Below are 26,474 nucleotides of genomic sequence, written 5' to 3'. Positions count from 1 at the left end.
CCATGCCGTGGATGGTGTTGTGCACCACCTCGTTGCCCTTGTTGGCGATTTCCACGGAACGCTCGGCCACCGCCGACGATTCGGCAGCGTTGGCCGAGACCTGATCGATGGACTCGGCCATGTCGCTGATCGCCGTCGAGGCTTCGGAAATCTGCTGGGCCTGTTGCTCCGAGGCCTGGGCCAGATGCATGGCGGTGGCCTGGGTTTCCTGCACCGCAGCGGCAACCTGGCCGGCGGTGAGGTTGATGGTCGCCACCAGATCACGCAATTGGTCGACGGAATAGTTGATCGAGTCGGCGATGGTGCCGGTGAAGTCTTCGGTCACCGAGGCGGTCACGGTGAGGTCGCCATCGGCGAGGTCTTCGATTTCGTCGAGCAGGCGCATGATCGCGTTCTGGTTGCGCTCGTTCTTCTCGGCGGTCTCGCGCAATTGGCGATTGGTTTCGCGGACCATGACCAGACCGATGAGGATGATCGAGGCCAGCGCCAGCAAGCCCAGCACATAGCCGCCAATGGTGTCGGTGTTGCGCCCGCCGGCCAGATGCTCGAATCCGGTGGCCAAGTGCGAGGCTTCGTCGAGCAGGGTTTGCGACAGGGTGAAGATGTTGCTCGCCGATTCGCGGACCTTGAACAGCTCTGGCGAGGTTTCGAGGATTTCGTCCACCGAGCCGGAAACGAACTGGAACAGCTCGGAGATTTCGCTCAAACGCGCACGGGCGTCGCGGTCTTCGACCTGGCTGATTTTCAGCGCCGGGTTGCCCTGCAACATGCCGTTGAGCACCAGACCGAAACGCGCGGCATCACGCCCAAACGCGTCGGCGGCCTGCTGCGAGTTTTCGTCACCGGCGAGCACGGTGTTGACTGCGCCAAGAATGCGTTCAGCCAGTAGCGATTGCCGTTGCGCCATCGCTACCTGCGCCGCTGGGGCGCCGCGCTGGAGGAGGATTTCCACGACTTTTTCGTATTCGATCTGCAACTGCGGCACGGTTTCGGCCAGCGTAGCGGCGACTTGATGCAGCGACAGCACGGTCTGTTCGCTGGTGAGGATCGCATCGGTGTTTTTCAGCAGGCGCTCCCAGTCCATCTGCACCGCGCGCATTTCCGGGCGCACGGCGACGGGTGCCGGGGGCAGGCCGGTGTTCGGGTCACCCTTTTTCAGGTAACCCCAGCGCTGGGCAAAATCGTTGCGCGCATCACTGAGCAGTTTGAAGGCGGCCGCCTTGCCCGCCGCCGCTTCGGTGGCGTTCTTGGCGATGCGTTGCGAGAGCACGCGCAGTTCGCCGGCATGGCCGATGTACTGCTTGTCGTAGTTCGCCTGGGTGTTGAGGTACGCGAAGTTGGCGAACAGCAGCATGATGAACACGATCAGTGCGATAAACAGCACGATGATCTGCGCACGACTGCGCGATGCTTCTGCCGACTTGCCTGTTTTTGCTTTTGTCATCGGTCCTCGCCTTAACCCACACCTTTGAGGCCTGCTGCAATCCCTGTGGGAGGCAACCTCATGATGAAGAAATTTTGTGGCGAGGGGATTTATCCCCGATGGGTCGCGCAGCGGCCCCAAAAACCTGCGTCGTATCGGCTACATCTCAAATACAGGTCTTGGGTCGGCTTCGCCAACCATCGGGGATAAATCCCCTCGCCACAGGTCTGTCTGACCCACAATTTTCCTGATCACATGGCCCATTCCGCCCAATGGGTTCTGTGTTGTTCCTGCTATAGAGCCACACCCATGAACACCGGAGACCTGGCCAGCGCGAACAGGCTGAACACCCGCCAGTTCTGTTCGCGGCGGAAATAGCCTTTGACGAATTCGGCCTTGGAGCCCTGGCGCTTGCTGATCGACAGCGGCTCGAAACTGCCCTGTTCGAAATGCTGCAAGCCGATGACTTCATCGACCATCACCCCGGCGAACACGTCTTCATGTTCCACCACCAATACCCGCCGCTGTTTGCGCAGCGGCGACAGTTCATGGCCGAAGAACCCGCACAGGTCCATGATCGGCAGCAGCCGCCCGCGCAGGTTAGCCACACCCTTGACCCACGGCTTGACCCCGGGCAACTGGGTGAAGCGCGGCTCATGCAGGACTTCGCTGACTTCGCCCATCGGCGCCACATACCAATGCTCGCCGAGGCGAAAGCCGATGCCGCTCCAGCGATCCGGGCGCGCCGCTTGCGACGGCAGGTCGGCTGCCAGCAGGCGGCAGCGCTGGTCGATCTGCCAGAGCAGTTCGAACGCGGTCAGCGATTCGTTCATGATCGCGCGATCAGCCGTTGAGTACGTTGTTCAGGGTCTTGATCAGGGTGTCTTCGTCGACCGGTTTGGTCAGGTAATCCTTGGCGCCCTGGCGGGTGCCCCAGACCTTGTCGGTCTCCTGATCCTTGGTGGTGATGATGATCACCGGGATGTGCGCAGTATCGGCATCCTTGGTCAACTGGCGGGTCGCCTGAAAACCGTTGAGGCCGGGCATGACGATGTCCATCAGCACCGCGTCGGGTTTTTCCTGACGGGCCAGGGCCACGCCGTCGGCGCCGTTCTCGGCCTTGAGCACTTCATGGCCGTGCTTTTCGAGCATGCCGGTGAGTTTGTACATTTCAGTCGGCGAATCATCGACGATCAGGATACGTGCCATGGTCTTCCCCATTTTTCTGGTCGACTGCCGGCCCGCTGGCCGAGCGTCACTGTGCGTGTCTTACTGCGGCAAAACGGCGGCGAAGCCCGGAACATGGGCCTGGATCGCGTTGAGCAGTTCTTCTTTGCTGAACGGTTTGGTCAGAAATTGATCAGAACCGACAATCCGCCCCTTGGCCTTGTCGAACAGACCGTCCCTGGACGACAGCATGATCACCGGCGTCGCCTTGAAGGCGCTGTTGTTCTTGATCAGGGCGCAGGTCTGATAACCGTCCAGACGCGGCATCATGATGTCGACGAAGATGATCCCGGGATGGTGGTCGGCGATCTTCGCCAGCGCATCGAAACCGTCGATGGCGGTGATCACTTCGCAACCGACATTCTTCAACAATGTTTCGGCGGTGCGGCGAATCGTTTTCGAGTCGTCGATCACCATGACCTTCAAGGCGCTGGACTGCTGTTCCATAAGAGGGTTCTACCGTCGCCTTTGCGAATCAAATTGTCCGTTTTGCTGTGAATAATGGCCTGAAACCCTTGAAACCCATGGGGCGGCGCGATCTGCCAGCCTTTTTAGCACAGTCTCCAGATGCAATCTATCGACGGGTTTTTCCTTGACCCGAAACCCGCCCGGCGCCACTCTGGCGGCACTTTTTCAATACCGATCCGGTAGCCAAATTTCGAGGAAAACCCAATGAGCGTTCGCGTCGGGATTGTCATGGACCCTATCGCCAGCATCTTCTATAAAAAGGATAGCTCGCTGGCCATGCTGCTGGCCGCGCAGAAGCGTGGCTGGGAACTGTTCTACATGGAACAGAAAGACCTGTATCAGGCCGAAGGCCAGGCGCGGGCGCGGATGAGCCCGCTGAAAGTCTTCGCCAACCCGGACAAATGGTTCGAACTGGACGCCGAACAGGACAAGCTGCTGAGCGACCTGGACGTGATCCTGATGCGCAAGGATCCGCCGTTCGACATGGAATTCGTCTATTCCACTTATCTGCTGGAACAGGCCGAAGCCGCCGGCGTGCTGGTGGTGAACAAGCCGCAGAGCCTGCGCGACTGCAATGAAAAGCTGTTCGCCACGCTGTTTCCGCAGTGCACGCCGCCGACCATCGTCAGCCGCCGCCCGGACGTATTGCGTCAGTTCGCCGACCATCACGGTGACGTGATCCTCAAGCCGCTGGACGGCATGGGCGGTTCGTCGATCTTCCGCCACACCGCCGGGCACCCGAACCTTTCGGTGATCCTCGAAACCCTGACCCTGCACGGCAAGCAGCAGATCATGATTCAGGGCTACCTGCCGGCGATCGTCGACGGCGACAAGCGCATTTTGATGATCGATGGCGAGCCGGTGGATTACTGCCTGGCGCGTATCCCGGCCATGGGCGAAACCCGTGGCAACCTCGCCGCCGGTGGCCGTGGCGAAGCACGTCCGCTGACCGAAAAGGATCGCTGGATAGCCGCCCAGGTCGGACCGACCCTGCGCGAGAAAGGCCTGCTGTTCGTCGGCCTCGACGTGATCGGCGAGCACCTGACCGAAATCAACGTCACCAGCCCGACCTGCATCCGCGAAATCGACAATGCGTTCGGCACTGATATCGGCGGCATGCTGATGGATGCGATCGATAAAAAGCTGCAAGCGGCCGGCAAAAAGCCACAAGCTTGATGTACGTCACATGCAGTCTGTCGCTTGAAGCGTGAAGCCCAAGGCGCGAAACCAACATTGCGTTATCATGCGCAGCCTCTGAAAAACGCGATGTTGGTTTTCTTGTCATGACCCTCCCGTCCGATCTGCCCGCTGAACTCGCCCATCGTGGCGTGCGCCCGGCCGATCGCCTCGGTTTTACCCTGTTTCTCGCGGCGCTGATTCACCTGGCGCTGCTGCTCGGCGTCGGCTTCACCATGGTCGAGCCGCAGCAGATCAGCAAAACCCTGGAAATCACCCTGGCCACCTTCAAGGCCGAGAAGAAGCCGGAAAAGGCAGATTTTCTCGCTCAGGAAAACCAGGAAGGCAGCGGCACGCTGGACAAGAAAGCCCTGCCCAAGACCACCGAAGTCGCGCCGTTCCAGGACAATCAGGTCAAAAAGGTCACCCCGCCGCCCGCCGCCAAGCCAGTGGTGCAGGAAGCCGCCCCGAAGGCAGCGGTGACCACCGTTGCGCCGAAACCGAAAAAGGCGCCGACCAAGAAAGAAGAAAGCAAAACCGAAGTCAAACCGACCGTCGACGCGCCAGCGTTCGACAGCTCGCAGCTGTCCAGCGACATCGCCAGCCTCGAAGCGGAACTGGCCAAGGAACAACAGCTGTACGCCAAACGCCCGCGCATCCACCGCTTGAGCGCGGCATCGACCATGCGCGACAAGGGCGCTTGGTACAAGGATGACTGGCGCAAGAAGGTCGAGCGCATCGGCAACCTCAACTACCCCGAAGAAGCCCGACGCAAGCAGATCTACGGCAATTTGCGCCTGATGGTCTCGATCAATCGCGACGGCTCGCTGTATGAAGTGCTGGTGCTGGAATCCTCCGGCCAGCCGCTGCTCGATCAGGCGGCGCAGCGCATCGTCCGCCTGGCCGCGCCGTTTGCACCGTTTACCGGTGATCTGTCGGACATCGACCGCCTGGAAATCATCCGCACCTGGAAATTTGCCCGGGGCGACAAGCTCTCCAGCAACTGAATATTTATGTGGCGAGGGATTTATCTGTGGCGAGGGGATTTATCCCCGCTCGGCTGCGCAGCAGCCGCAAAACCATTCCATACGGAGTGTCAGGCAGAACCTATCAAGCGATTCAGGGGCGCTTCGCGCCCCAACGGGGATACATCCCCTCGCCACAGATAAATCCCCTAACCACAGATAAATCCCCTAACCACAGATAAACTCCCTCACCACAGCAAATCCCCTCGCCACAAAAGCTCTGTTCCAATAATGGATCTGTGTTGTTGTCAGCATCTCCAGCTTGTCAGTTCGCCCCTCGAACGCCACACTAGCGCTCATGAAAAACGTCAGCCCCAGCTACCTCAAGCATCACTTCCTGATCGCCATGCCACACATGGCCGACCCGAACTTTGCCCACACCTTGACCTACATCGTCGAGCACACGGCCAATGGCGCGATGGGGCTGGTGGTCAACAGGCCGCAAGACTTGAACCTGGCCGACATCCTCGAACAGCTGCGCCCGGACATCGAGCCGCCGGCACGCTGCCAGGATGTGCCGATCTTCATCGGCGGGCCGGTGCAGACCGATCGCGGTTTTGTCCTGCACCCGGCGGGCCAGACCTTCCAGGCTACGGCGCAGCTGGACGGCGACCTGGCCCTGTCGACTTCGCAGGACGTGCTGTTCGCCATCGCTGACGGCGTCGGCCCCGCGCAAAGCCTGATCACCCTCGGTTACGCCGGCTGGGAAGCCGGGCAACTGGAAGCCGAACTGGCCGACAACGCCTGGCTGACCTGCCCGTTCAACGCCGACATCCTCTTCAACACCCGCAGCGAATTGCGCCTGGAAGCGGCAGCGCGGCACCTGGGCATCGACCTCAATCTGCTCACCAGCCAGGCGGGTCACGCCTGATGGCCCTGCGCCTGATTCTCGGCTTCGACTACGGCACCAAACAGATCGGCGTCGCGGTCGGCCAGGGCATCACCGGCCAGGCCCGCGAGCTGTGCACCCTGAAAGCACAGAATGGTGTGCCGAACTGGGATCAGGTCGAAGCGCTGATAAAAGAATGGAAACCCGACGCCGTGGTGGTCGGCCTGCCGCTGAACATGGACGGCACGCCCAGCGAGATGTGCGTGCGCGCCGAGAAATTCGCCCGCCGCCTCAACGGCCGCTACAACCTGCCCTTCTATACTCACGACGAACGCCTGACCACTTTCGAAGCCAAGGGCGAGCGACTGGTGCGTGGCGGGCAGAAAGGCAGTTACCGCGACAACCCGGTGGACGCCATCGCCGCTGCCCTGCTGCTGCAGGGCTGGCTCGATGAAAACACTGCATTGTTTGAATCCTGACAAGCGCTTCGGCGCTTTTCTTTTGGTTATAAACCGAGCTTCGTCCGGCAGGACGCAGCGCGGAATCACGAAGGAGCAACCATGAGCCTGCCCAATCCCGCCGATCTGATCAGCCAGATGGCGACCCGCCTCAAGGCGCACCTTGCCCAGCGTGACATCAGCGAACCGCGTTACATCGGCATTCGCACCGGCGGCATCTGGGTCGCGCAGGCGCTGCTCAAGGAACTGGCCAGCGATGCGCCACTGGGCACGCTGGATGTGTCCTTCTATCGCGACGACTTCAGCCAGAACGGCCTGCACCCGCAAGTGCGCCCGTCCGCCCTGCCCTTCGAGATCGAAGGCCAGCATCTGGTGCTGATCGACGACGTGCTGATGAGCGGTCGGACCATTCGCGCCGCCATGAATGAACTGTTCGATTACGGCCGCCCGGCCAGCGTCACCCTGGTCTGCCTGCTGGACCTGGACGCCGGCGAGTTGCCGATCCGCCCGAACGTGGTCGGCGCCACCCTGACCCTGGCCGGCAACCAGCGGGTCAAGTTGTCCGGCCCCGAACCGCTGACGCTCGAACTGCAAGACGTCACCCTTTAATCCGCCCTATTGAGAGTCCCCCTCGCGATGACGCCTCTAGATACCAAGCGCCCGCTGCAGCTCAATGATCAGGGCCAGCTGCGCCACTTCCTCTCGCTCGACGGTTTGCGCCGCGAGTTGCTGACGGAAATCCTCGACACTGCCGACTCGTTCCTTGAAGTGGGTGCCCGGGCGGTGAAGAAAGTCCCGTTGCTGCGCGGCAAGACCGTGTGCAACGTATTCTTCGAAAACTCCACGCGCACCCGCACCACGTTTGAACTGGCGGCCCAACGGTTGTCGGCAGACGTGATCACCCTGAACGTGTCGACATCGTCGGCGAGCAAGGGCGAAACGCTGCTCGATACCCTGCGCAACCTTGAGGCGATGGCCGCCGACATGTTCGTCGTCCGCCACGGCGACTCGGGCGCGGCGCACTTCATCGCCGAGCATGTCTGCCCGCAGGTGGCGATCATCAACGGCGGCGACGGCCGGCATGCGCACCCGACCCAGGGCATGCTCGACATGCTCACCATCCGTCGGCACAAGGGCGGTTTCGAAAACCTCTCGGTGGCGATCGTCGGCGACATCCTCCATTCGCGGGTGGCGCGCTCGAACATGCTCGCGCTGAAAACCCTTGGCTGCCCGGACATCCGCGTGATCGCGCCGAAAACCCTGCTGCCGATCGGCATCGAGCAATACGGCGTCAAGGTCTACACCGACATGGCTGAAGGCCTGAAAGACGTCGACGTGGTAATCATGCTGCGTCTGCAACGTGAGCGCATGACCGGCGGCCTGCTGCCCAGCGAAGGCGAGTTCTACCGCCTGTTCGGCCTGACCACCGCACGTCTGGCCGGAGCCAAACCCGATTGCATCGTCATGCACCCGGGGCCGATCAACCGTGGTGTGGAGATCGAGTCGGCGGTGGCCGACGGCCCGCACTCGGTGATCCTCAATCAAGTGACCTACGGCATCGCGATTCGTATGGCCGTGCTGTCCATGGCCATGAGCGGGCAGACTGCGCAACGTCAATTCGAGCAGGAGAACGCCCAGTGAAGCTCAGCATTCTCGGCGCACGCGTCATCGATCCCAGCAGCGGCCTGGATCAAATCACCGACATCCACGTTGAAGCTTGCAAGATCGTCGCCCTCGGCGCCGCACCGGCCGGTTTCAGCGCAGTAGAAACCATCGATGCTCAAGGCCTGGTAGCCGCGCCTGGCCTGGTCGACCTCAACGTTGCCCTGCGCGAGCCGGGCTACAGCCGCAAAGGCTCGATCGTCAGCGAAACCCGCGCCGCCGCTGCCGGTGGCGTGACCAGCCTGTGCTGCCCGCCGAAAACCAAACCGGTGCTCGACACCTCAGCCGTCGCCGAACTGATCCTCGACCGCGCCCGCGAGGCGGGCAACACCAAGGTGTTCCCGATTGGCGCGCTGAGCAAAGGTCTTGATGGCGAGCAATTGGCCGAACTGGTCGCGCTGCGCGACGCCGGTTGCGTGGCGTTCGGCAACGGTCTGGAGAGCTTCCGCAACAGCCGTACCCTGTGCCGGGCGCTGGAATACGCGGCGACGTTCGACCTGACGGTGATCTTCAACTCGCAGGATCACGATCTGGCCGAGGGCGGTCTGGCCCACGAAGGCGCGGTCGCCAGTTTCCTCGGCCTGCCGGGCATCCCGGAAACCGCCGAAACCGTGGCGCTGGCTCGCGATCTGCTGCTGGTCGAGCAGACCGGCGTGCGTGCGCACTTCAGCCAATTGACCAGTGCGCGCGGTGTTGCCCTGATTGCCCAGGCGCAGGCCCGTGGCTTGAAGGTAACGGCGGATGTTGCGTTGTATCAGCTGATACTGACTGACGAAGCGCTGATCGACTTCAACAGCCTCTACAACGTGCAACCGCCGCTGCGCACCCGCGCCGACCGCGATGGCCTGCGTGAGGCAGTGAAGTCCGGGGTGGTTTCAGCGATCTCCAGCCATCACCAGCCCCACGAGCGCGACGCCAAACTGGCACCGTTCGGCGCCACCGAGCCGGGCATCAGCAGTGTTGAGTTGCTGCTGCCGCTGGCGATGACGCTGGTCGAGGATGGTTTGCTCGACTTGCCGACGCTGCTGGCACGTCTCAGCGCAGGCCCGGCCGAAGCCCTGCGCCTGCCGGCGGGCAAACTGGCGGTAGGCGGCGCGGCGGATATCGTGCTGTTCGATCCGAAGTCTTCGACGGTGGCCGGTGAACACTGGCTGTCGAAGGGCGAAAACTGCCCGTTCATCGGGCACAGTCTGCCGGGCGTGGTGCGCTATACGCTGGTGGATGGGCGGATTACCCACCAGGCATGACCTGCTACTGAGGGAGATTGTGGCGAGGGGATTTATCCCCGTTCGGCTGCGTAGCAGTCGCGAAGGCATTGCACGCGGTGGAACAAATCCACCGCGTTCTCGGATTCAGGACCGCTTCGCGGCCCAACGGGGATAAATCCCCTCGCCACTACTTACTGGAAGGCGCCGCGATTCTGCGCGTTGCGCACCGACACCTGATCGTTCAGGGTCCAGAAGTCATACAGCACGCCAATAAAGAACAACCCGCCGGTCAGCAGATATAGCAGGCCGCTGATCCATTTGCCCTGATACATCCGGTGCACGCCGAACACACCGAGGAAAGTCAGCAGAATCCACGCGACGTTGTACTCGATCGGCCCGGCAGCAAAGCGCAAATCCGCTTCGCGATCCATCGCCGGGATCAGAAACAGGTCGATCAGCCAGCCAATCCCCAGCAAACCGAAGGTGAAGAACCAGATCGTCCCGGTCACCGGTTTGCCGTAGTAAAAGCGGTGCGCGCCAGTGAATCCGAAAATCCACAGCAGGTAGCCGATGACTTTGCTGTGAGTGTCTTTTTCTTTCACGCGGGGGAGCTGATAGCTGTTCATTAAGACCTCATTGCACTCGATAGATAAATATTCTTCATTTCTTTGTGACTTTTTTACAGGTGGCCGACGTATGGCAAATGTTACCGTTGCTAGCGCGAAACCCTTGTAGAACCTGACTTCTGTCGGACAATTGCGTACTTTTTGAGCGTTTTTGGTTCCGTAGCCGGCGGAATGAATCGATGAACGGCCTCGGAACGGCAAAAAAAGCTGTTATAAAGTTGCGCGCTATCACTTATGAGCCACGCCTAATGCGACCATTTTTCAAGACATGGCTGACTATTTGCCTATTAATGCCACTGGCCGCCCACGCCACCAATCGTGAGCAACGTCTTCCCAACGTTAACGGCTTCACCCCAAAATCCCATGCTTCGGCTCCTTCGAGCAAAAGCAGCAAGAGCAAGACCACCACGCTGAGCAGCAAGAGCCGCAGCAAGCTGGTGCCACCGATGGCGAGCAAGGAAAGCAGCAATGTGCTGAGCCGTGCGGTAAACGTCCTCGGTACACCTTATCGTTGGGGCGGCAGCAGCCCAAGTAAAGGCTTCGATTGCAGCGGTCTGGTGAAATATGCGTTCAACGACGCTACTTTCGACCTGCCACGCACCTCCAACGCCATGGCCAGCGGTCACGGCGAGAAAGTCGAGCGCAAGGATCTGAAGCCGGGCGATCTGATTTTCTTCAACATCAAGAGCCGTCGGGTCAACCACGTTGCCATCTACCTGGGCAACGACCGCTTCATCCACGCCCCGCGCCGGGGCAAAGCGGTGAGCATCGACACGCTGAACAAGCCGTACTGGCAAAAGCATTACGTCGTGGCCAAGCGCGTATTGCCGAAAGAGCAACAGCAGCTGCGCGTAGTCCAGCGCTAACACCATACCGATCGTTCCCACGCTCCACGTGGGAATGACTCAATGGACGCTCCGCGTCCGCTTCGGCAGGGACGCAGAGCGTCCCGGGCTGCATTCCCACGCAGAGCGTGGGAACGATCACTCCCTCAGAAATTATCCGGCGTACGCGCTTTCTCGCGTGCATGCTCGCGGCTGATCAAGCCCTTGGTCACCAGATCCTTCAGGCACATATCGAGTGTCTGCATCCCCAACGACCCACCGGTCTGAATCGCTGAATACATCTGCGCCACCTTGTCCTCGCGAATGAGGTTACGGATCGCCGATGTCCCGAGCATGATTTCATGCGCCGCCACCCGCCCGCCGCCGATCTTCTTGATCAACGTCTGCGACACCACCGCCAGCAACGACTCTGACAGCATCGAACGCACCATCGATTTCTCGTCGCCGGGAAACACGTCGACCACGCGGTCGATGGTCTTCGCCGCCGAGGTCGTGTGCAGCGTGCCGAACACCAGATGCCCGGTCTCAGCGGCGGTCAGCGCCAAGCGAATGGTTTCCAGATCACGCATTTCGCCGACCAGAATCACGTCCGGGTCTTCACGCAGGGCCGAGCGCAGTGCGGTGGCGAAGCTGCGCGTATCGCGATGGACTTCGCGCTGATTGATCAGGCATTTGCGCGATTCATGGACGAACTCGATGGGGTCTTCGATGGTGAGAATGTGGTGATGGCGATGGGTGTTGAGGTAATCGATCATCGCCGCCAGCGTGGTCGATTTGCCGGAGCCGGTCGGCCCGGTGACCAGCACCAAACCGCGCGGCGCATCAGTGATCTTGCGGAAAACATCGCCCATGGCGAGGTCTTCCATGCTCAGCACTTTCGACGGGATGGTGCGGAACACCGCGCCGGCGCCACGGTTCTGGTTAAAGGCGTTGACGCGAAACCGCGCCACGCCGGGTACATCGAAGGAAAAATCCGTTTCCAGATTTTTCTCGAATTCGATGCGCTGGGTGTCGTTCATGATGTCGTAGATCAGATCGTGCACTTGCTTGTGGTCCAGCGCCGGCAGATTGATCCGTCGCACGTCGCCATCGACGCGGATCATCGGCGGCAGGCCGGCCGACAGGTGCAGGTCGGAAGCGCCCTGTTTGGCGCTGAAGGCCAGCAGTTCAGTGATATCCATAGCGTCCCTCAATTCCAGTAGAATGCCGCGAACCTACAGACCGCCGGCGCCTCTTGATGTCCACGATAGCAGACAACATCCTTCAGGTTAGTTCGCGCATCCAGGCAGCGGCCAAAGCCGCGCACCGCGACGAAAACAGCATCCATTTGCTCGCCGTGAGCAAGACCAAACCCGCCCAGGCCCTGCGGGAGGCCTACGCCGCCGGCCTGCGCGACTTCGGCGAGAACTACTTGCAGGAAGCCTTGGGCAAACAGCTGGAGCTGGCCGACCTGCCCTTGATCTGGCACTTCATCGGCCCCATTCAATCGAACAAGACTCGCGCGATTGCCGAGCATTTCGACTGGGTGCACTCCGTGGATCGTCTGAAAATTGCCCAACGCCTGTCCGAACAACGCCCGGCCGAACTGCCGCCACTGAACATCTGCATTCAGGTCAATGTCAGCGGCGAGGCGAGCAAATCCGGTTGCACCCCGGCCGATCTGCCAGCGCTGGCCGAGGCCATCAGCGCGTTGCCCCGTTTGAAACTGCGCGGACTGATGGCGATTCCCGAGCCGACCGAGGAGCGCGCCGAACAGGACGCTGCCTTCGCCGCCGTGCAGACATTGCAGGCGAGCCTCGCTCTGCCGCTCGACACACTGTCCATGGGCATGAGCCACGACCTCGAGTCGGCCATCGCCCAAGGCGCCACCTGGGTGCGGATCGGTACCGCGCTGTTTGGCGCCAGAGATTATTCCCAGTCTTGAACGTTTCCAGATAAGGACCACACATGAGCAACACACGTATTGCGTTTATCGGTGCGGGCAACATGGCGGCCAGTCTGATTGGCGGCTTGCGCGCCAAAGGTCTGGAAGCGGCGCAGATCCGCGCCAGCGATCCGGGCGAAGACACCCGCGCCAAGGTCAACGCCGAACACGGCATCGAAACCTTCGCTGACAACGCCCAGGCCATCGACGGCGTCGATGTCATCGTGCTGGCGGTCAAGCCACAGGCGATGAAAGCCGTGTGCGAGGCGATTCGCCCGAGCCTCAAGCCCAATCAACTGGTGGTGTCGATCGCCGCCGGCATCACCTGCGCGAGCATGACCGCGTGGCTCGGCGAACAGCCGATCGTGCGCTGCATGCCGAACACTCCGGCGCTGCTGCGTCAGGGTGTCAGCGGTCTGTACGCGACCAGCGAAGTGAGCGCCGAGCAGCGCCAGCAAGCCGAAGAGCTGCTATCCGCCGTCGGCATCGCCCTGTGGCTGGAAGAAGAACAGCAACTGGACGCAGTCACCGCAGTGTCCGGCTCCGGCCCGGCGTACTTCTTCCTGCTGATCGAAGCGATGACCGCCGCCGGCGTCAAACTTGGCCTGCCAAAAGAGATCGCTGAGCAACTGACCGTGCAGACTGCTCTGGGCGCCGCGCACATGGCGGTATCCAGCGATGTCGACGCCGCCGAACTGCGTCGCCGCGTGACCTCGCCGAATGGCACCACGGAAGCTGCGATCAAATCATTCCAGGCTGGCGGCTTCGAAGCGCTGGTTGAAACCGCACTCGGCGCCGCCGCGCACCGCTCGGTCGAAATGGCCGAACAACTGGGCAAATAAAGGAGCCTTACATGATCGGATTGAACACCGCAGCGGTTTACGTGCTGCAAACCCTCGGCAGCCTGTACCTGCTGATCGTGCTGCTGCGCTTCGTCCTGCAACTGGTGCGGGCGAACTTCTACAACCCGCTGTGCCAGTTCGTGGTCAAGGCCACCCAGCCGCTGCTCAAGCCTTTGCGCCGGATCATCCCGAGCCTGTTCGGCCTCGACATGTCGTCGCTGGTACTGGCGATTCTGGTGCAACTGCTGCTGATGGCGCTGACCCTGCTGCTGACCTACGGCACCACCGGCAACCCGCTGCAACTGGTGATCTGGTCGCTGATCGGCGTCACCGCGCTGTTCCTGAAGATCTTCTTCTTTGCCCTGATCATCAGCGTGATCCTGTCGTGGGTCGCGCCGGGCAGCCACAACCCGGGCGCTGAACTGGTCAACCAGATCTGTGAACCGGCGCTGGCACCGTTCCGTCGTTTCCTGCCGAACCTCGGCGGCCTGGACCTGTCGCCGATCTTCGCTTTCCTTGCGCTGAAATTGATCGACATGCTGGTGATCAACAATCTGGCGGCGATGACGATGATGCCGGAAATCCTGCGTTTGCTGATGTGAGGTGAGAGGGATCGGCGCTCGGCTTGATATGGCGTCGTCTGCGCCCCTCACCCCAGCCCTCTCCCAAGGGAGAGGGAGCCGATTTGTGTTGAGCTCAAGATTGGAGTTCGACTCGCAATTATCAGGTCGGCGCAGTTCGACAGAACACCTTGGTCAGTCCCCTCTCCCTCTGGGAGAGGGTTAGGGTGAGGGCTGCTTGCCGCTAACCCCCCCGGTCTTTAGACTTACGCCTCATTTCAACGAGAGCAGGGTCGATGCCAACTGCCTTTCCCGCCGATTCTGTTGGTCTGGTAACGCCGCAAACCGCGCATTTCAGCGAACCGCTGACGCTGGCCTGTGGCCGTTCGCTGGCCGCTTATGACCTGATTTATGAAACCTACGGCACGCTGAACGCCCAGGCGAGCAACGCCGTGCTGATCTGCCACGCGCTGTCCGGTCATCATCACGCCGCTGGTTATCACAGCGTCGACGACCGCAAGCCCGGTTGGTGGGACAGTTGCATCGGCCCCGGCAAGCCGATCGACACCAACAAGTTCTACGTGGTCAGCCTGAACAACCTCGGCGGCTGCAACGGTTCCACCGGCCCGAGCAGTATCAACCCGGAAACCGGCAAGCCGTTCGGCGCCGATTTCCCGGTGCTCACCGTGGAAGACTGGGTGCACAGCCAGGCGCGTCTGGCTGACCTGCTCGGCATCGGCCAGTGGGCAGCGGTGATCGGCGGCAGCCTCGGCGGCATGCAGGCCCTGCAATGGACCATCACCTACCCGGATCGCGTGCGGCACTGCCTGGCGATCGCCTCGGCGCCTAAATTGTCGGCGCAGAACATCGCCTTCAACGAAGTCGCGCGTCAGGCGATCCTCACCGATCCGGAATTCCACGGCGGGTCGTTCCAGGAAGCCGGCGTGATTCCCAAGCGCGGGCTGATGCTCGCGCGCATGGTCGGCCACATTACCTATCTGTCCGACGACTCCATGGGTGAGAAATTCGGCCGTGGCCTGAAGAGCGAAAAGCTCAACTACGACTTCCACAGTGTCGAGTTTCAGGTCGAAAGCTACCTGCGTTATCAGGGCGAAGAGTTCTCCGGGCGCTTCGATGCCAACACTTATCTGTTGATGACCAAAGCGCTGGATTACTTCGATCCTGCGGCTAACTTCGACGATGACCTGGCGAAAACCTTCGAAAACGCCACAGCCAAATTCTGCGTGATGTCGTTCACCACCGACTGGCGCTTTTCCCCGGCGCGCTCGCGGGAACTGGTGGATGCGCTGATGGCCGCGCGCAAGGACGTCAGCTATCTGGAAATCGACGCGCCCCAGGGCCACGACGCCTTCCTGATTCCGATCCCGCGTTATTTGCAGGCGTTCGGCAATTACATGAACCGCATTTCGTTGTGAGAAAGCCATGAGAGCTGATCTGGAAATCATCCAGGAATGGATCCCCGCCGGCAGCCGCGTCCTCGACCTGGGTTGCGGTGACGGCGAGCTGCTGACCTGGCTGCGCGACAACAAGAACGTCACCGGTTATGGCCTGGAAAACGACGCCGACAACATCGCCGAGTGCGTGGCCAAGGGCATCAACGTCATTGAGCAGGATCTGGACAAAGGCTTGGGCAATTTTGCCAGCAACAGTTTCGACATCGTCGTCATGACCCAGGCCCTGCAAGCGGTGCATTACCCGGACAAGATCCTCGACGAAATGCTCCGGGTCGGCCGTCAGTGCATCATCACCTTCCCCAACTTCGGCCACTGGCGCTGCCGCTGGTATCTGGCGAGCAAGGGCCGCATGCCGGTCTCGGAATTCCTGCCCTACACCTGGTACAACACGCCGAACATCCACTTCTGCACCTTCGAGGATTTCGAAGAACTGTGCCGCGAACGTGACGCCAAGGTCATTGATCGGCTTGCCGTGGATCAACAGCACCGCCACGGGTGGGCCAGTAAGCTATGGCCTAATCTGTTAGGTGAAATCGGTATCTACCGCGTCAGCAGTCCGCAGTTGGCGGACCACCGAGTCGCGGTCTGAGCCTGGGCATTTGAAGGAGCACGAACATGAGCCGTCTAGCGTTGCTGTTACTCACCGCCTGCCTGAGCGCCAGCGCCATGGCGGCGGACGCCATCAAAGGTGAACGCAAGGAAACCTTCGGCGACATCACGGTGCACTACAACACCTTCAACTCGACGTTCCTGCAACCGGATATCGCCAAGGCTGCCGAGCTGATTCGCAGCAAGAACCAGGGCGTGATCAACGTCTCGGTGGTCAAGGACGGCAAACCGGTGATCGCCAGCGTCACCGGCACGATCAAGGACCTGACCAGCAACAGCGTGGCGCTGAAATTCCGCCAGGTCACCGAACAGGGCGCGATCTACTACATCGCCCAGTACCCGGTGCCGCAGCAGGAAACCCGCACCTTTGAAATCAAGGTGCAGAATGGCGACAAGATCAACACCATCAATTTCAACCAAGAACTCTTTCCCGGCGAATGATGAACATCAAGCAGCTCGTACTGGCCAGCCATAACGCCGGCAAACTCAAAGAACTCCAGGCCATGCTCGGCGACTCGGTGCAACTGCGCTCGATTGGCGAGTGGAGCAAGGTCGAGCCGGAAGAAACCGGCCTGTCGTTTGTCGAGAACGCGATCCTCAAGGCCCGCAATGCCGCGCGCATTTCCGGGCTGCCGGCACTGGCCGACGATTCCGGGCTGGCAGTGGACTTCCTCGGCGGCGCACCGGGCATCTATTCGGCGCGTTACGCCGACGGCCAGGGCGACGCGGCGAACAACGCCAAACTGCTCGATGCGCTGAAGGACGTGCCGCAAGCCGAGCGCGGCGCGCAGTTCGTCTGCGTGCTGGCACTGGTGCGCCACGCCGATGATCCGCTGCCGATCCTCTGCGAAGGCCTGTGGCACGGGCGCATCCTCACCGCTGCCAGCGGCGAGCACGGCTTCGGTTATGACCCACTGTTCTGGGTGCCGGAGCGCGACTGCTCCAGCGCCGAACTGAGTCCGGCCGACAAGAACCAGATCAGCCACCGCGCCCGTGCAATGGATCTGCTGCGCCAGCGTCTGGGCTTGAAATGACCACTGATTCTTCCGCGTCGTCGCTGATCATCGGCGGCGCCGCGTCCTCGCCTCGGGCACCGCTGCCAACCCTGCCGCCCCTGGCGCTGTACATCCACATCCCGTGGTGTGTGCGCAAATGCCCGTATTGCGATTTCAACTCGCACACCGCTAGCCCAGTGCTGCCGGAGCAGGCATACGTCGACGCGCTGCTGGCCGATCTCGATCAGGATCTGCATGCGGTGTATGGCCGTGAGCTGACTTCGATTTTCTTCGGTGGCGGGACGCCGAGCCTGTTCAGCGCCGAAGCCCTCGGGCGTTTGCTGAAGGGCGTCGAACAGCGCATCCCGTTCGCCGCCGACATCGAAATCACCCTGGAAGCCAACCCGGGCACCTTCGAGCAGGAGAAGTTCGTCGCCTATCGCAAGCTGGGGATCAATCGCCTGTCGATCGGCATCCAGAGTTTCCAGCAGGAAAAGCTTGAAGCCCTCGGCCGCATCCACAACGGTGACGAAGCCGTGCGTGCGGCGGGCATGGCCCGGCAGGCCGGGTTCGATAACTTCAACCTCGACCTGATGCACGGTTTGCCCGATCAGTCGCTGGACGATGCCTTGAGCGATCTGCGCCAGGCCATCGCGCTGAAGCCGACGCACATTTCCTGGTATCAACTGACGCTGGAGCCGAACACGGTGTTTTGGAATCAGCCACCGGTGCTACCGGAAGACGATACGCTGTGGGACATTCAGGAAGCCGGCCAGGCGCTGCTGGCCGAGCACGGTTACGCGCAGTACGAAGTGTCGGCGTATGCCCAGGCCGGTCGCCCGGCGCGGCATAACCTCAATTACTGGAGTTTTGGCGACTTCATCGGCATCGGCGCCGGCGCCCATGGCAAGCTGAGTCACCCGGACGGGCGCATCGTGCGCACATGGAAAACCCGCCTGCCGAAGGACTATCTGAATCCCGCGAAGAGCTTTCAGGCTGGCGAGAAATCGCTAAGCAATGACGAGATGCCGTTCGAGTTCCTGATGAACGCCCTGCGCCTGACTGCCGGGGTCGAATCGCGCCTGTATCCGGAGCGCACCGGCCTGTCGCTGGAGACCCTCGCCGAAGGCCGGCGCGAAGCCGAACAAAGCGGCCTGTTGCAGGTCGAACCGTCACGCCTGGCGGCGACCGAACGCGGCCAGCTGTTCCTCAACGACTTGCTGCAACAATTTCTGAACTGACTTCAGCTCAAAGGGAAAACGCATGGATTTGATACTCGACCTGCTGGCCACCGTCTCCCGCTGGAGCCGCAGCAATCTCTCGGAAATCGCTCTGGCGCTGGTCGGTTGCCTGCTGGTGCTGTTCGGCGCTGACTTCAAAGGCTGGGTCGAACAACGCCTGGGCAGTATCGCCGGCGCCCTGCGCGTGCCCTTGATGGCCCTGCTCTGCCTGATCGGCAGCGGCGCCGCGCTGATCTACGCCACGCCGTGGGTCATCAAAGGCCTGAGCCAGTTCAACAACTACAGCCTGGCGCCGGTGCTGTTGGTGGTACTGGTACTGATCGGCGTGGTTGCTGATCGCCGCTGATCTGTCAGCCGCTTGTGATCGTTCCCATGCGCAGCAAAGGAATGCCTCAATGGACGCTCTGCGTCCGCTTTGGGACGCGGAGCGTCCCGGGCTGCATTCCCACGCAGAGCGTGGGAACGATCATTGCGTGATGCTTAAGCGATCTTTTCGAACTTCAGATCCCACACGCCATGGCCAAGACGTTCGCCGCGGCGTTCGAACTTGGTGATCGGGCGTTCGGCCGGGCGTGGGACGCATTTGCCGTCTTCGGCAAGGTTGCGGTAGCCGGGGGCGACGTTCATCACTTCCAGCATGTACTCGGCGTACGGTTCCCAGTCGGTGGCCATGTGCAGAATGCCGCCAACCTTCAACTTGCTACGCACCAGTTCGGCGAACGAGGCCTGGACGATGCGGCGCTTGTGGTGGCGGCTCTTGTGCCACGGATCCGGGAAAAACAGCATCAGGCGATCAAGGCTGTTGTCGGCGATGCAGCGGTTGAGCACTTCGATCGCGTCGCAATCGTAGACCCGCAGGTTGGTCAGCCCTTGGGTCAGCACGCCATTGAGCAGCGCGCCGACACCCGGACGGTGCACTTCAACACCGATGAAATCCTGCTCTGGAGCAGCAGCGGCCATTTCCAGCAGCGAGTGGCCCATGCCGAAACCGATTTCCAGCGAGCGCGGCGCCGAGCGGCCGAACACCTGGTCGTAATCGACCGGCGCATCGGCCAGCGGCAGCACGTACAGCGGCGCGCCCTGGTCCAGGCCGCGTTGCTGGCCTTCGGTCATGCGCCCGGCGCGCATCACGAAGCTCTTGATGCGGCGGTGTTGGCGCTCTTCGCCTTCGTCCGGCTGGACAGGCGTGTCGTTCGATTCAGTCATCAATGGCTCTTACTTGATCAGACCATCCAGCGGCGAAGAGGCGCTGGCATAGAGTTTTTTCGGCATGCGGCCGGCGAGGTACGCCAGGCGACCGGCGACGATGGCGTGCTGCATGGCTTGCGCCATCGTCACCGGTTGCTGGGCGTGGGCGATGGCCGAGTTCATCAGTACGGCGTCGCAACCCAGTTCCATGGCGATGGTCGCGTCGGAAGCGGTACCGACGCCAGCATCCACCAGCACCGGGATCTTGGCTTCTTCGAGGATGATCTGCAGGTTGTACGGATTGCAGATGCCCAGACCGGAGCCGATCAGACCGGCCAGCGGCATCACGGCGATGCAGCCGATTTCCGCCAGTTGCCGGGCGATGATCGGGTCATCGCTGGTGTAGACCATCACGTCGAAGCCTTCCTTGACCAGCGTTTCGGCGGCCTTGAGGGTTTCGATCACGTTGGGGAACAGGGTCTTCTGATCGGCCAGCACTTCCAGCTTCACCAGGTTGTGGCCGTCGAGCAGCTCACGCGCCAGGCGGCAGGTGCGCACGGCTTCGATGGCGTCGTAGCAACCGGCAGTGTTCGGCAGGAAGGTGTAGCGCTCCGGCGACAGCACTTCGAGCAGGTTCGGCTCGCCTTCGATCTGGCCCAGGTTGGTGCGGCGTACGGCGAAGGTGACGATCTCGGCACCCGAGGCTTCGATGGCCTGGCGGGTTTCTTCCATGTCACGGTACTTGCCGGTACCGACCAGCAAACGCGACTGGTAAGTACGACCGGCCAGCACAAAAGGCTTGTCGCTACGAACGATGCTCATGGGGAATCCTCTTTAAGGGTGAGGGTCTTGCAGATTCTGTGCCCTTGCGGGCCGGGACAATCAGCCGCCGCCGATGGCGTGGACCACTTCGACGTTGTCGCCGTCGTTCAACGTGGTATCGGCATGCTGGCTGCGCGGGACGATGTCCAGATTGAGCTCTACGGCCACACGCCGCCCGGTCAGCTCCAGACGAGTGATCAGGCCCGCAACGGTTTCACCGTCGGGCAATTCAAAGGACTCACCGTTCAACTGAATGCGCATGCACAACGCCGCCATCATTTTTAGGGGCTGGCATTCTAGCCCGATCATGACCTAAAGGTCAGTACCAAGCGTCAAGCGGTTAGCTGCAAGCGCCAAGCGGCGAGGCCGAGGCAAACCCAACCGATGAGAAACGCGAGGCCACCAAACGGGGTGATGATGCCGAGCTTGCTGATGCCGGTCATGGTCAGCAGATACAGGCTGCCGGAGAACAACACAATGCCGACGGTGAAGGACACGCCGGCCCAAGTGACCAGCCGCCCTGGAATCTGCGTGGCCAGCAGCGCAACGCCGAACAGCGCGAGTGTGTGCACCAATTGGTAGGTGACGCCAGTGTGGAAGATCGCCAGGTATTCCGGGGTCAGACGGTTTTTCAGGCCGTGGGCGGCGAACGCACCCAGCGCAACACCGGTGAATCCGAAAAAAGCGGCCAGCATCAAAAAGCCACGCAGCATGGGGAACTCCAGTCAGACGCCATCGGCAGGGTCTGTATAATGGCCCGCTCCACGGGTTCGGCCAAGCCATCTCTATGCTGCGTTCAATTTTCCGTCGTCTCACGAAGGCTCTGCTCTGGTTCACCGGCGGCAGCGTCTTGCTGGTGCTGGTGTTCCGCTTCGTGCCACCGCCGGGTACGGCGTTGATGGTCGAGCGCAAGGTCGAATCCTGGGTCGACGGCGAGCCGATTGATCTGCAGCGCACCTGGAAACCTTGGGGCGAAATCTCCGATGACCTGAAAGTGGCGGTAATTGCTGGCGAAGACCAGAAATTCCCCGAGCACTGGGGCTTCGATCTGCGCGCGATTCAGGCCGCTCTGGCCCACAACGAACTGGGCGGTTCGATTCGCGGCGCCAGCACCTTGAGCCAGCAGGTGTCGAAAAACCTCTTTCTCTGGTCCGGCCGCAGCTATCTGCGCAAAGGCCTGGAAGCGTGGTTTACCGCGCTGATCGAGGTGTTCTGGCCCAAGCAGCGGATTCTCGAGGTGTACCTGAACAGCGTTGAGTGGGATGACGGCGTGTTTGGCGCTGAAGCGGCGGCCCGCCATCACTTTGGTGTGAGCGCGAAGTCATTGTCGCGTCAGCAGGCGAGTTATCTGGCCGCCGTACTGCCCAACCCACGGGTGTGGAGTGCGAGTCATCCGACCGGTTATGTATCGCGCCGGGCCGGGTGGATTCGGCAGCAGATGAGTCAGTTGGGCGGCGACAGTTATTTGCTCGGACTGAATGATTCGCGACGGGCGCCTTGGGCTGAATAACACCGGAATACCAATGCGGGAGCGAGCTTGCTCGCGAATGCGGTGGATCATTCAGCAGTGGCGGTGACTGACACTCCGCTTTCGCGAGCAAGCTCCCTCCCACATGGGTTTTGCGTGAAGCCAGAAATGAAAACGCCCCGATCATCGCTGATCGGGGCGTTTCTTGTTGCGGATTCGCCAGTTAAGCGGCGATCGACAACTTGAGCTTGTTCATCGCGCTCTTTTCGAGCTGACGGATTCGCTCGGCCGACACGTTGTACTTCTGCGCCAGATCGTGCAGCGTGGCTTTCTCTTCCGCCAGCCAGCGCTGGTAGAGGATGTCACGGCTGCGCTCGTCCAGCACTTCCAGTGCTTCGTGCAGGTTGGTGTTGGAGTTGTCGCTCCAGTCGGCATCTTCCAGTTGACGCGCCGGGTCGTACCGGTGGTCTTCCAGGTAGTTGGCCGGAGACTGGAAAGCACTGTCGTCGTCGGCTTCGGCAGCCGGGTCGAAGGCCATATCATGGCCGGTCAGGCGGCTTTCCATCTCGCGCACTTCACGTGGTTCGACGCCGAGGCTTTCCGCCACACGGTGGACTTCCTCGTTGTTCAGCCACGCCAGACGCTTCTTCTGGCTGCGCAGGTTGAAGAACAGCTTGCGCTGGGCCTTGGTGGTCGCGACTTTCACAATGCGCCAGTTGCGCAGGATGAACTCGTGAATTTCCGCCTTGATCCAGTGCACGGCGAACGACACCAGACGCACGCCCATTTCCGGGTTGAAGCGCTTGACGGCCTTCATCAGGCCGACGTTGCCTTCCTGGATCAGGTCAGCCTGAGCCAGACCGTAGCCGGAATAGCTACGGGCAATGTGTACGACAAAACGCAGGTGGGCGAGCACCATCTGCCGAGCCGCCCCCAAATCCTGCTCATAGTAGAGACTCTCGGCCAGTTCACGCTCCTGCTCCGGCGTCAGCAATGGAATGCTGTTGACGGTGTGCACATAGGCTTCCAGGTTCGCACCCGGAACCAGCGCATACGCAGGTTGCAAAGAATTGGTCATACGAAAAAACCTCCCACTCACATACTCGTGCCTCTCGGCACTGCGAAAAATTGACCGGGAACTCAGGTACAAGTTCCCATAAAAACCGCAAGGTCAATCACGCGCAAAAAAGATTCTACTTCGGCGCCAGCTCCCTGAGATGACGTGCGACTGCAATCCATGCACCGATATAACCCAACAGCACCGCGCCAAGCAAGAGCGACAGACCGTCGGCCACTGGCACGCCGGCCAGGGCGAAATCACTGCCGTACAAACCGGCCAGTCCGACCACCGCATCGTTCAGCCAGTTGAGGCCAAACGCCAATACACCCCAGGACAACAGCCCTGCACCGAAGCCATACAACGCGCCCATATACAGGAAAGGGCGGCGCACATAACTGTCAGTGCCGCCGACGAGTTTAATCACTTCTATCTCGGTGCGGCGGTTTTCAATATGAAGACGAATGGTATTGCCTATCACCAAAAGTAATGCAGACACCAAAAGCACCGTCAGACCGAAGACAAAGCGGTCGCCAAGCTTGAGGATGGCGGCCAGACGCTCGACCCAGACTAGATCAAGTTGCGCCTGTTGTACCTTCGGCAGCTCGGAAAGTTTTTGTCTTAATGCTTCGAGTGTCGGCTTGTCGACTTCGTTCGGTGTCACCAGCACCACACCCGGCAAAGGGTTGTCGGGCAGCTCACGCAGGGCTTCGCCCAGGCCGGACTGCTGCTGGAACTCTTCCAGCGCCTGATCACGGCCGACATATTCGGCATCGGCGACGCCGGGCATGCCTTTGATCTGCTCACGCAGCGCCTCACCCTGCTCCGGACTGGCGTCGAGTTGCAGGTACAGGGAAATCTGCGCTGCGCGCTGCCAGGAACCGCCAAGACGCTCAACGTTGTTGAGCAACAACGACAGCCCCATCGGCAGACTCAACGCCACGGCCATCACCATGCAGGTGAAGAAGCTGCCGATCGGCTGCTTGCCGAGGCGGCGCAGGCTGTCGAGCAGGCTGGCGCGGTGGCTTTCGATCCAGGCGTGAAACAGCGTGGCGAAGTCCGGGCCGTCGTCATCGTCGTGTTTTTTCTTCTTCTGCGGTTGCGGGTCGGCGGCCTTCGGGGCCACGCGCTCGGAAACCTTCGGACTGCGTGTCGCACTCATACCCCGGCCTCCCCGTCGCCGATCAGGCGTCCGCGTTGCAGGGTCAGCATGCGATGCCGCATGCGCGCGATCAGTGCCAGGTCGTGACTGGCGATCAGCACGCTGGTGCCCAGACGGTTGATGTCTTCGAACACGCCCATGATTTCCGCCGCCAGACGCGGGTCGAGGTTACCGGTCGGTTCGTCCGCCAGCAGCAAGGCCGGGCGATGGACGATGGCGCGGGCAATGCCGACGCGCTGTTGCTGACCGGTGGACAGGTCGCCCGGGTACAGATCGGATTTGTCCGACAGTGCCACGCGCTCCAGCGCCGAATCGACGCGCTTGGCGATCTCGACCTTGGACAGGCCGAGGATCTGCAGCGGCAAGGCGACGTTGTTGAACACCGTACGATCGAACAGCAACTGGTGATTCTGGAACACCACGCCGATCTGTCGGCGCAGGAACGGAATCTGCGCGTTGCTGATGGTGCTCAGGTCTTGCCCGGCGAGCAGCAGCTTGCCGCTGGTCGGCCGTTCCATCGCCAGCAACAGGCGCAACAGCGTGGATTTACCGGCACCGGAGTGACCGGTGACAAACAAGAACTCGCCACGACGGACTCGAAAGCTCAGCTCATGCAAGCCGACGTGACCGTTCGGGTAGCGTTTACCGACCTGTTCGAAACGAATCATGAACGCTCCCGCTCGGCAAACAGTGCCTGGACAAAGGGTTCGGCTTCAAAGGTGCGCAAATCGTCGATGCCCTCACCGACGCCGATGTAGCGGATCGGCAGGCCGAACTGCTTGGCCAGGGCGAAAATCACCCCGCCCTTGGCGGTGCCGTCGAGCTTGGTCAGCGCCAGGCCGGTCAGTTCGACGGTCTGGTTGAACTGCTTGGCCTGGTTGATGGCGTTCTGGCCAGTGCCGGCGTCGAGCACCAGCAGCACTTCGTGCGGCGCGTCGGCGTCGAGCTTGCCGATCACCCGGCGAACCTTTTTCAGCTCTTCCATCAGGTTGTCTTTGGTGTGCAGGCGACCGGCGGTGTCGGCGATCAGCACATCGATGCCACGGGCCTTGGCCGCTTGCACCGCGTCGAAGATCACCGAAGCGGAATCAGCGCCGGTGTGCTGGGCAATCACCGGAATCTTGTTGCGCTCGCCCCAGACCTGCAATTGCTCCACGGCCGCGGCACGGAAGGTGTCACCGGCCGCCAGCATGACTTTCTTGCCTTCCAGTTGCAGCTTCTTCGCCAGTTTGCCAATGGTGGTAGTTTTGCCGGCGCCGTTGACGCCAACCACCAGAATCACGAAAGGCTTGTTCTGCGAGGCGATTTTCAGTGGCTGTTCAACCGGTTTGAGCATCGCTGCCAATTCGGCCTGCAGAGATTTGTACAGGGCGTCGGCGTCTGCCAGTTCCTTGCGTGCGACCTTCTGGGTCAGGCGCTGGATGATCTGCGTAGTGGCTTCAACGCCGACGTCGGCGGTCAGCAGACGGGTTTCGAGGTCGTCGAGCAGGTCATCGTCGATGGTCTTGCGCCCGAGGAACAGGCTGGCCATGCCCTCGCCGATGCTGGCGCTGGTCTTCGACAGGCCTTGCTTGAGGCGGGCGAAGAAACCGGCTTTGGTTTCCTCAGTGCGCGGGGTTTCGACGGGCGCTTCTACAGGTGCTTCGACCGGTACGACCGGAGCGACAACTGGCGCAGCGGCAATCGGTGCGGGCTCAGGCTCGGACGGCGGAACAACCGGGGCGGCTGGTTCAGAAATGATCGGCGCTGGCTCGACAACCGGCTCAGGCACAGGCTGCGCCGCAACCTCGGCAACCGGCGCAGGAATCACTGGCGTCACATGCGGCGCTGCTTCTTCAACCAGCGCGACCGGCTCTTCTGCCACCGGCAAGGTCAGCCACGGCTCGGCGGCGGGCGTCAGCGGCAGTTCGGGAGCGGCGGGCGCTTCCGGCTCGGCTTCAGCCTCCGGTTGCAGCACCGGCTCGGCGATCGGCAGCACAATCGGCGCCGGCTCTTCTTCTATTACAGGTGCTAGCGCGGGGGCCGGCTCAGGAATCGCGGGCGGCTGTTCGACGACGGGTTCCTGCGGTTTCTTCCGCAGCCATCCGAACAGGCTTTTCTTCTCGCCAGCCGCAGCTGGGCTCTTCTTGTCGTCGTTGGAACCAAACATGGAGGACGGCTATCTCACGGTAGCGACGCGCCAAC

The 26,474-nt window shown here is 61.4% G+C and carries 32 protein-coding genes; 18 read left to right on the top strand and 14 right to left on the bottom strand.

Annotated features, from left to right (window positions below; translation table 11 throughout):
• The 4 genes from D8U70_RS13000 to pilG form a co-directional block, all read right to left on the bottom strand.
• The coding region (locus tag D8U70_RS13000; RefSeq protein WP_130929037.1) for a methyl-accepting chemotaxis protein at window positions 1-1,444 on the bottom strand (1,444 nt) is incomplete at its 3' end.
• A gap of 272 nt (window positions 1,445-1,716) precedes the next feature.
• Window positions 1,717-2,256 carry a chemotaxis protein CheW gene (locus D8U70_RS12995; protein ID WP_016772745.1) on the bottom strand — a complete coding sequence of 180 codons (540 nt, stop codon included), beginning with the start codon at window positions 2,254-2,256 and terminating at the stop codon, window positions 1,717-1,719.
• Between the two features lie 10 nt (window positions 2,257-2,266).
• The gene (gene pilH, locus D8U70_RS12990) at window positions 2,267-2,632 is read right to left on the bottom strand and encodes a twitching motility response regulator PilH (RefSeq protein WP_016772744.1); all 366 of its coding nucleotides are present in this window, start codon (window positions 2,630-2,632) and stop codon (window positions 2,267-2,269) included.
• Between the two features lie 60 nt (window positions 2,633-2,692).
• Window positions 2,693-3,097, bottom strand: coding sequence for a twitching motility response regulator PilG (pilG, locus tag D8U70_RS12985; protein WP_016772743.1), 405 nt, complete (start codon window positions 3,095-3,097; stop codon window positions 2,693-2,695).
• Window positions 3,098-3,322: 225 nt separating this feature from the next.
• Here pilG and gshB point away from each other — a divergent pair, with 225 nt between their 5' ends.
• The 7 genes from gshB (at window position 3,323) to D8U70_RS12945 (ending at window position 9,515) form a co-directional block, all read left to right on the top strand.
• The gene (gene gshB / locus D8U70_RS12980; RefSeq protein WP_130929036.1) at window positions 3,323-4,294 is read left to right on the top strand and encodes a glutathione synthase; all 972 of its coding nucleotides are present in this window, start codon (window positions 3,323-3,325) and stop codon (window positions 4,292-4,294) included.
• A gap of 107 nt (window positions 4,295-4,401) precedes the next feature.
• Complete coding sequence (locus D8U70_RS12975) at window positions 4,402-5,301, top strand: energy transducer TonB (RefSeq protein WP_024014654.1); 900 nt, start codon at window positions 4,402-4,404, stop codon at window positions 5,299-5,301.
• Between the two features lie 316 nt (window positions 5,302-5,617).
• Window positions 5,618-6,190, top strand: a complete 573-nt coding sequence (locus D8U70_RS12965; protein ID WP_016772739.1) for a YqgE/AlgH family protein — start codon at window positions 5,618-5,620, stop codon at window positions 6,188-6,190.
• Window positions 6,190-6,627, top strand: coding sequence for a Holliday junction resolvase RuvX (ruvX, locus tag D8U70_RS12960; protein WP_130929035.1), 438 nt, complete (start codon window positions 6,190-6,192; stop codon window positions 6,625-6,627). Before D8U70_RS12965 ends, ruvX begins: the two co-directional genes overlap by 1 nt.
• A gap of 81 nt (window positions 6,628-6,708) precedes the next feature.
• Entirely contained in the window at window positions 6,709-7,215 is a 507-nt protein-coding gene (gene pyrR / locus D8U70_RS12955) for a bifunctional pyr operon transcriptional regulator/uracil phosphoribosyltransferase PyrR (RefSeq protein ID WP_024014655.1), read from the top strand.
• Between the two features lie 27 nt (window positions 7,216-7,242).
• Window positions 7,243-8,247: an aspartate carbamoyltransferase catalytic subunit gene (locus tag D8U70_RS12950; RefSeq protein ID WP_016772736.1), complete on the top strand. Its 1,005-nt coding sequence runs from the start codon at window positions 7,243-7,245 to the stop codon at window positions 8,245-8,247.
• Window positions 8,244-9,515 (top strand): dihydroorotase, encoded by a 1,272-nt coding sequence (locus D8U70_RS12945; protein ID WP_130929034.1) that lies wholly within the window; start codon window positions 8,244-8,246, stop codon window positions 9,513-9,515. The genes D8U70_RS12950 and D8U70_RS12945 overlap by 4 nt, the downstream gene beginning before the upstream one ends.
• A gap of 152 nt (window positions 9,516-9,667) precedes the next feature.
• On the opposite strand, the gene D8U70_RS12940 is transcribed toward D8U70_RS12945, so the two are convergent.
• Window positions 9,668-10,102, bottom strand: coding sequence for a TM2 domain-containing protein (locus D8U70_RS12940; RefSeq protein WP_016772734.1), 435 nt, complete (start codon window positions 10,100-10,102; stop codon window positions 9,668-9,670).
• A gap of 248 nt (window positions 10,103-10,350) precedes the next feature.
• Between D8U70_RS12940 and D8U70_RS12935 the strand changes: the two genes are divergently transcribed.
• A complete protein-coding gene (locus D8U70_RS12935) occupies window positions 10,351-10,968 on the top strand; it encodes a C40 family peptidase (protein WP_073471037.1) in 618 nt (205 codons plus the stop codon).
• Window positions 10,969-11,093: 125 nt separating this feature from the next.
• On the opposite strand, the gene D8U70_RS12925 is transcribed toward D8U70_RS12935, so the two are convergent.
• A complete protein-coding gene (locus tag D8U70_RS12925; RefSeq protein WP_016772732.1) occupies window positions 11,094-12,128 on the bottom strand; it encodes a type IV pilus twitching motility protein PilT in 1,035 nt (344 codons plus the stop codon).
• A 56-nt stretch (window positions 12,129-12,184) separates the two neighbouring features.
• On the opposite strand from D8U70_RS12925, the gene D8U70_RS12920 reads away from it, so the two are divergent.
• From D8U70_RS12920 to D8U70_RS12880, 9 genes are all read left to right on the top strand, one after another.
• Window positions 12,185-12,871 carry a YggS family pyridoxal phosphate-dependent enzyme gene (locus D8U70_RS12920; protein WP_071172225.1) on the top strand — a complete coding sequence of 229 codons (687 nt, stop codon included), beginning with the start codon at window positions 12,185-12,187 and terminating at the stop codon, window positions 12,869-12,871.
• A 23-nt stretch (window positions 12,872-12,894) separates the two neighbouring features.
• On the top strand, window positions 12,895-13,713 hold the full coding sequence (proC, locus tag D8U70_RS12915) for a pyrroline-5-carboxylate reductase (protein WP_130929033.1): 819 nt from the start codon (window positions 12,895-12,897) through the stop codon (window positions 13,711-13,713).
• Between the two features lie 11 nt (window positions 13,714-13,724).
• Window positions 13,725-14,315: a YggT family protein gene (locus tag D8U70_RS12910; RefSeq protein WP_016772729.1), complete on the top strand. Its 591-nt coding sequence runs from the start codon at window positions 13,725-13,727 to the stop codon at window positions 14,313-14,315.
• 254 nt (window positions 14,316-14,569) lie between these two features.
• A complete protein-coding gene (locus D8U70_RS12905; protein ID WP_041476816.1) occupies window positions 14,570-15,709 on the top strand; it encodes a homoserine O-acetyltransferase in 1,140 nt (379 codons plus the stop codon).
• Window positions 15,710-15,716: 7 nt separating this feature from the next.
• Window positions 15,717-16,337 carry a methionine biosynthesis protein MetW gene (gene metW, locus D8U70_RS12900; protein ID WP_024014659.1) on the top strand — a complete coding sequence of 207 codons (621 nt, stop codon included), beginning with the start codon at window positions 15,717-15,719 and terminating at the stop codon, window positions 16,335-16,337.
• A gap of 26 nt (window positions 16,338-16,363) precedes the next feature.
• Entirely contained in the window at window positions 16,364-16,798 is a 435-nt protein-coding gene (locus D8U70_RS12895; protein ID WP_122706769.1) for a DUF4426 domain-containing protein, read from the top strand.
• Window positions 16,795-17,391: an RdgB/HAM1 family non-canonical purine NTP pyrophosphatase gene (rdgB, locus tag D8U70_RS12890; protein ID WP_024014661.1), complete on the top strand. Its 597-nt coding sequence runs from the start codon at window positions 16,795-16,797 to the stop codon at window positions 17,389-17,391. Before D8U70_RS12895 ends, rdgB begins: the two co-directional genes overlap by 4 nt.
• Window positions 17,388-18,593, top strand: a complete 1,206-nt coding sequence (hemW, locus tag D8U70_RS12885) for a radical SAM family heme chaperone HemW (protein ID WP_122706767.1) — start codon at window positions 17,388-17,390, stop codon at window positions 18,591-18,593. The genes rdgB and hemW overlap by 4 nt, the downstream gene beginning before the upstream one ends.
• Window positions 18,594-18,615: 22 nt before the next feature.
• A complete protein-coding gene (locus D8U70_RS12880) occupies window positions 18,616-18,939 on the top strand; it encodes a DUF3392 domain-containing protein (RefSeq protein WP_008083808.1) in 324 nt (107 codons plus the stop codon).
• Window positions 18,940-19,073: 134 nt separating this feature from the next.
• Here D8U70_RS12880 and trmB read toward each other — a convergent pair whose 3' ends face one another.
• The 4 genes from trmB to D8U70_RS12860 all read right to left on the bottom strand — a co-directional run bounded on the left by trmB (window position 19,074) and on the right by D8U70_RS12860 (window position 21,316).
• Complete coding sequence (gene trmB, locus D8U70_RS12875) at window positions 19,074-19,799, bottom strand: tRNA (guanosine(46)-N7)-methyltransferase TrmB (protein ID WP_130929032.1); 726 nt, start codon at window positions 19,797-19,799, stop codon at window positions 19,074-19,076.
• Window positions 19,800-19,808: 9 nt separating this feature from the next.
• Complete coding sequence (locus tag D8U70_RS12870) at window positions 19,809-20,603, bottom strand: thiazole synthase (protein ID WP_125916675.1); 795 nt, start codon at window positions 20,601-20,603, stop codon at window positions 19,809-19,811.
• A 60-nt stretch (window positions 20,604-20,663) separates the two neighbouring features.
• A complete protein-coding gene (thiS, locus tag D8U70_RS12865) occupies window positions 20,664-20,864 on the bottom strand; it encodes a sulfur carrier protein ThiS (RefSeq protein WP_161984075.1) in 201 nt (66 codons plus the stop codon).
• Between the two features lie 71 nt (window positions 20,865-20,935).
• On the bottom strand, window positions 20,936-21,316 hold the full coding sequence (locus tag D8U70_RS12860) for a DUF423 domain-containing protein (RefSeq protein WP_130929031.1): 381 nt from the start codon (window positions 21,314-21,316) through the stop codon (window positions 20,936-20,938).
• 74 nt (window positions 21,317-21,390) lie between these two features.
• On the opposite strand from D8U70_RS12860, the gene mtgA reads away from it, so the two are divergent.
• The gene (gene mtgA / locus D8U70_RS12855) at window positions 21,391-22,113 is read left to right on the top strand and encodes a monofunctional biosynthetic peptidoglycan transglycosylase (RefSeq protein ID WP_130929030.1); all 723 of its coding nucleotides are present in this window, start codon (window positions 21,391-21,393) and stop codon (window positions 22,111-22,113) included.
• A gap of 181 nt (window positions 22,114-22,294) precedes the next feature.
• Here the strand turns inward: mtgA and rpoH are convergent, their stop codons facing one another.
• The 4 genes from rpoH to ftsY form a co-directional block, all read right to left on the bottom strand.
• On the bottom strand, window positions 22,295-23,149 hold the full coding sequence (gene rpoH / locus D8U70_RS12845; RefSeq protein WP_016772717.1) for an RNA polymerase sigma factor RpoH: 855 nt from the start codon (window positions 23,147-23,149) through the stop codon (window positions 22,295-22,297).
• Window positions 23,150-23,264: 115 nt separating this feature from the next.
• Complete coding sequence (gene ftsX / locus D8U70_RS12840) at window positions 23,265-24,290, bottom strand: permease-like cell division protein FtsX (RefSeq protein WP_122612362.1); 1,026 nt, start codon at window positions 24,288-24,290, stop codon at window positions 23,265-23,267.
• Entirely contained in the window at window positions 24,287-24,958 is a 672-nt protein-coding gene (gene ftsE, locus D8U70_RS12835; protein ID WP_016772715.1) for a cell division ATP-binding protein FtsE, read from the bottom strand. Before ftsE ends, ftsX begins: the two co-directional genes overlap by 4 nt.
• Window positions 24,955-26,439, bottom strand: a complete 1,485-nt coding sequence (ftsY, locus tag D8U70_RS12830; RefSeq protein ID WP_130929029.1) for a signal recognition particle-docking protein FtsY — start codon at window positions 26,437-26,439, stop codon at window positions 24,955-24,957. Before ftsY ends, ftsE begins: the two co-directional genes overlap by 4 nt.
• Window positions 26,440-26,474 lie beyond the last annotated feature (35 nt).

It is taken from the genome of Pseudomonas sp. Sample_20 (assembly GCF_004307585.1).
Lineage (GTDB): Bacteria > Pseudomonadota > Gammaproteobacteria > Pseudomonadales > Pseudomonadaceae > Aquipseudomonas > Aquipseudomonas atacamensis.
The sequence above is the reverse complement of the archived record's forward strand: the minus strand, read 5'-3'. Positions and strand labels throughout refer to the sequence as shown.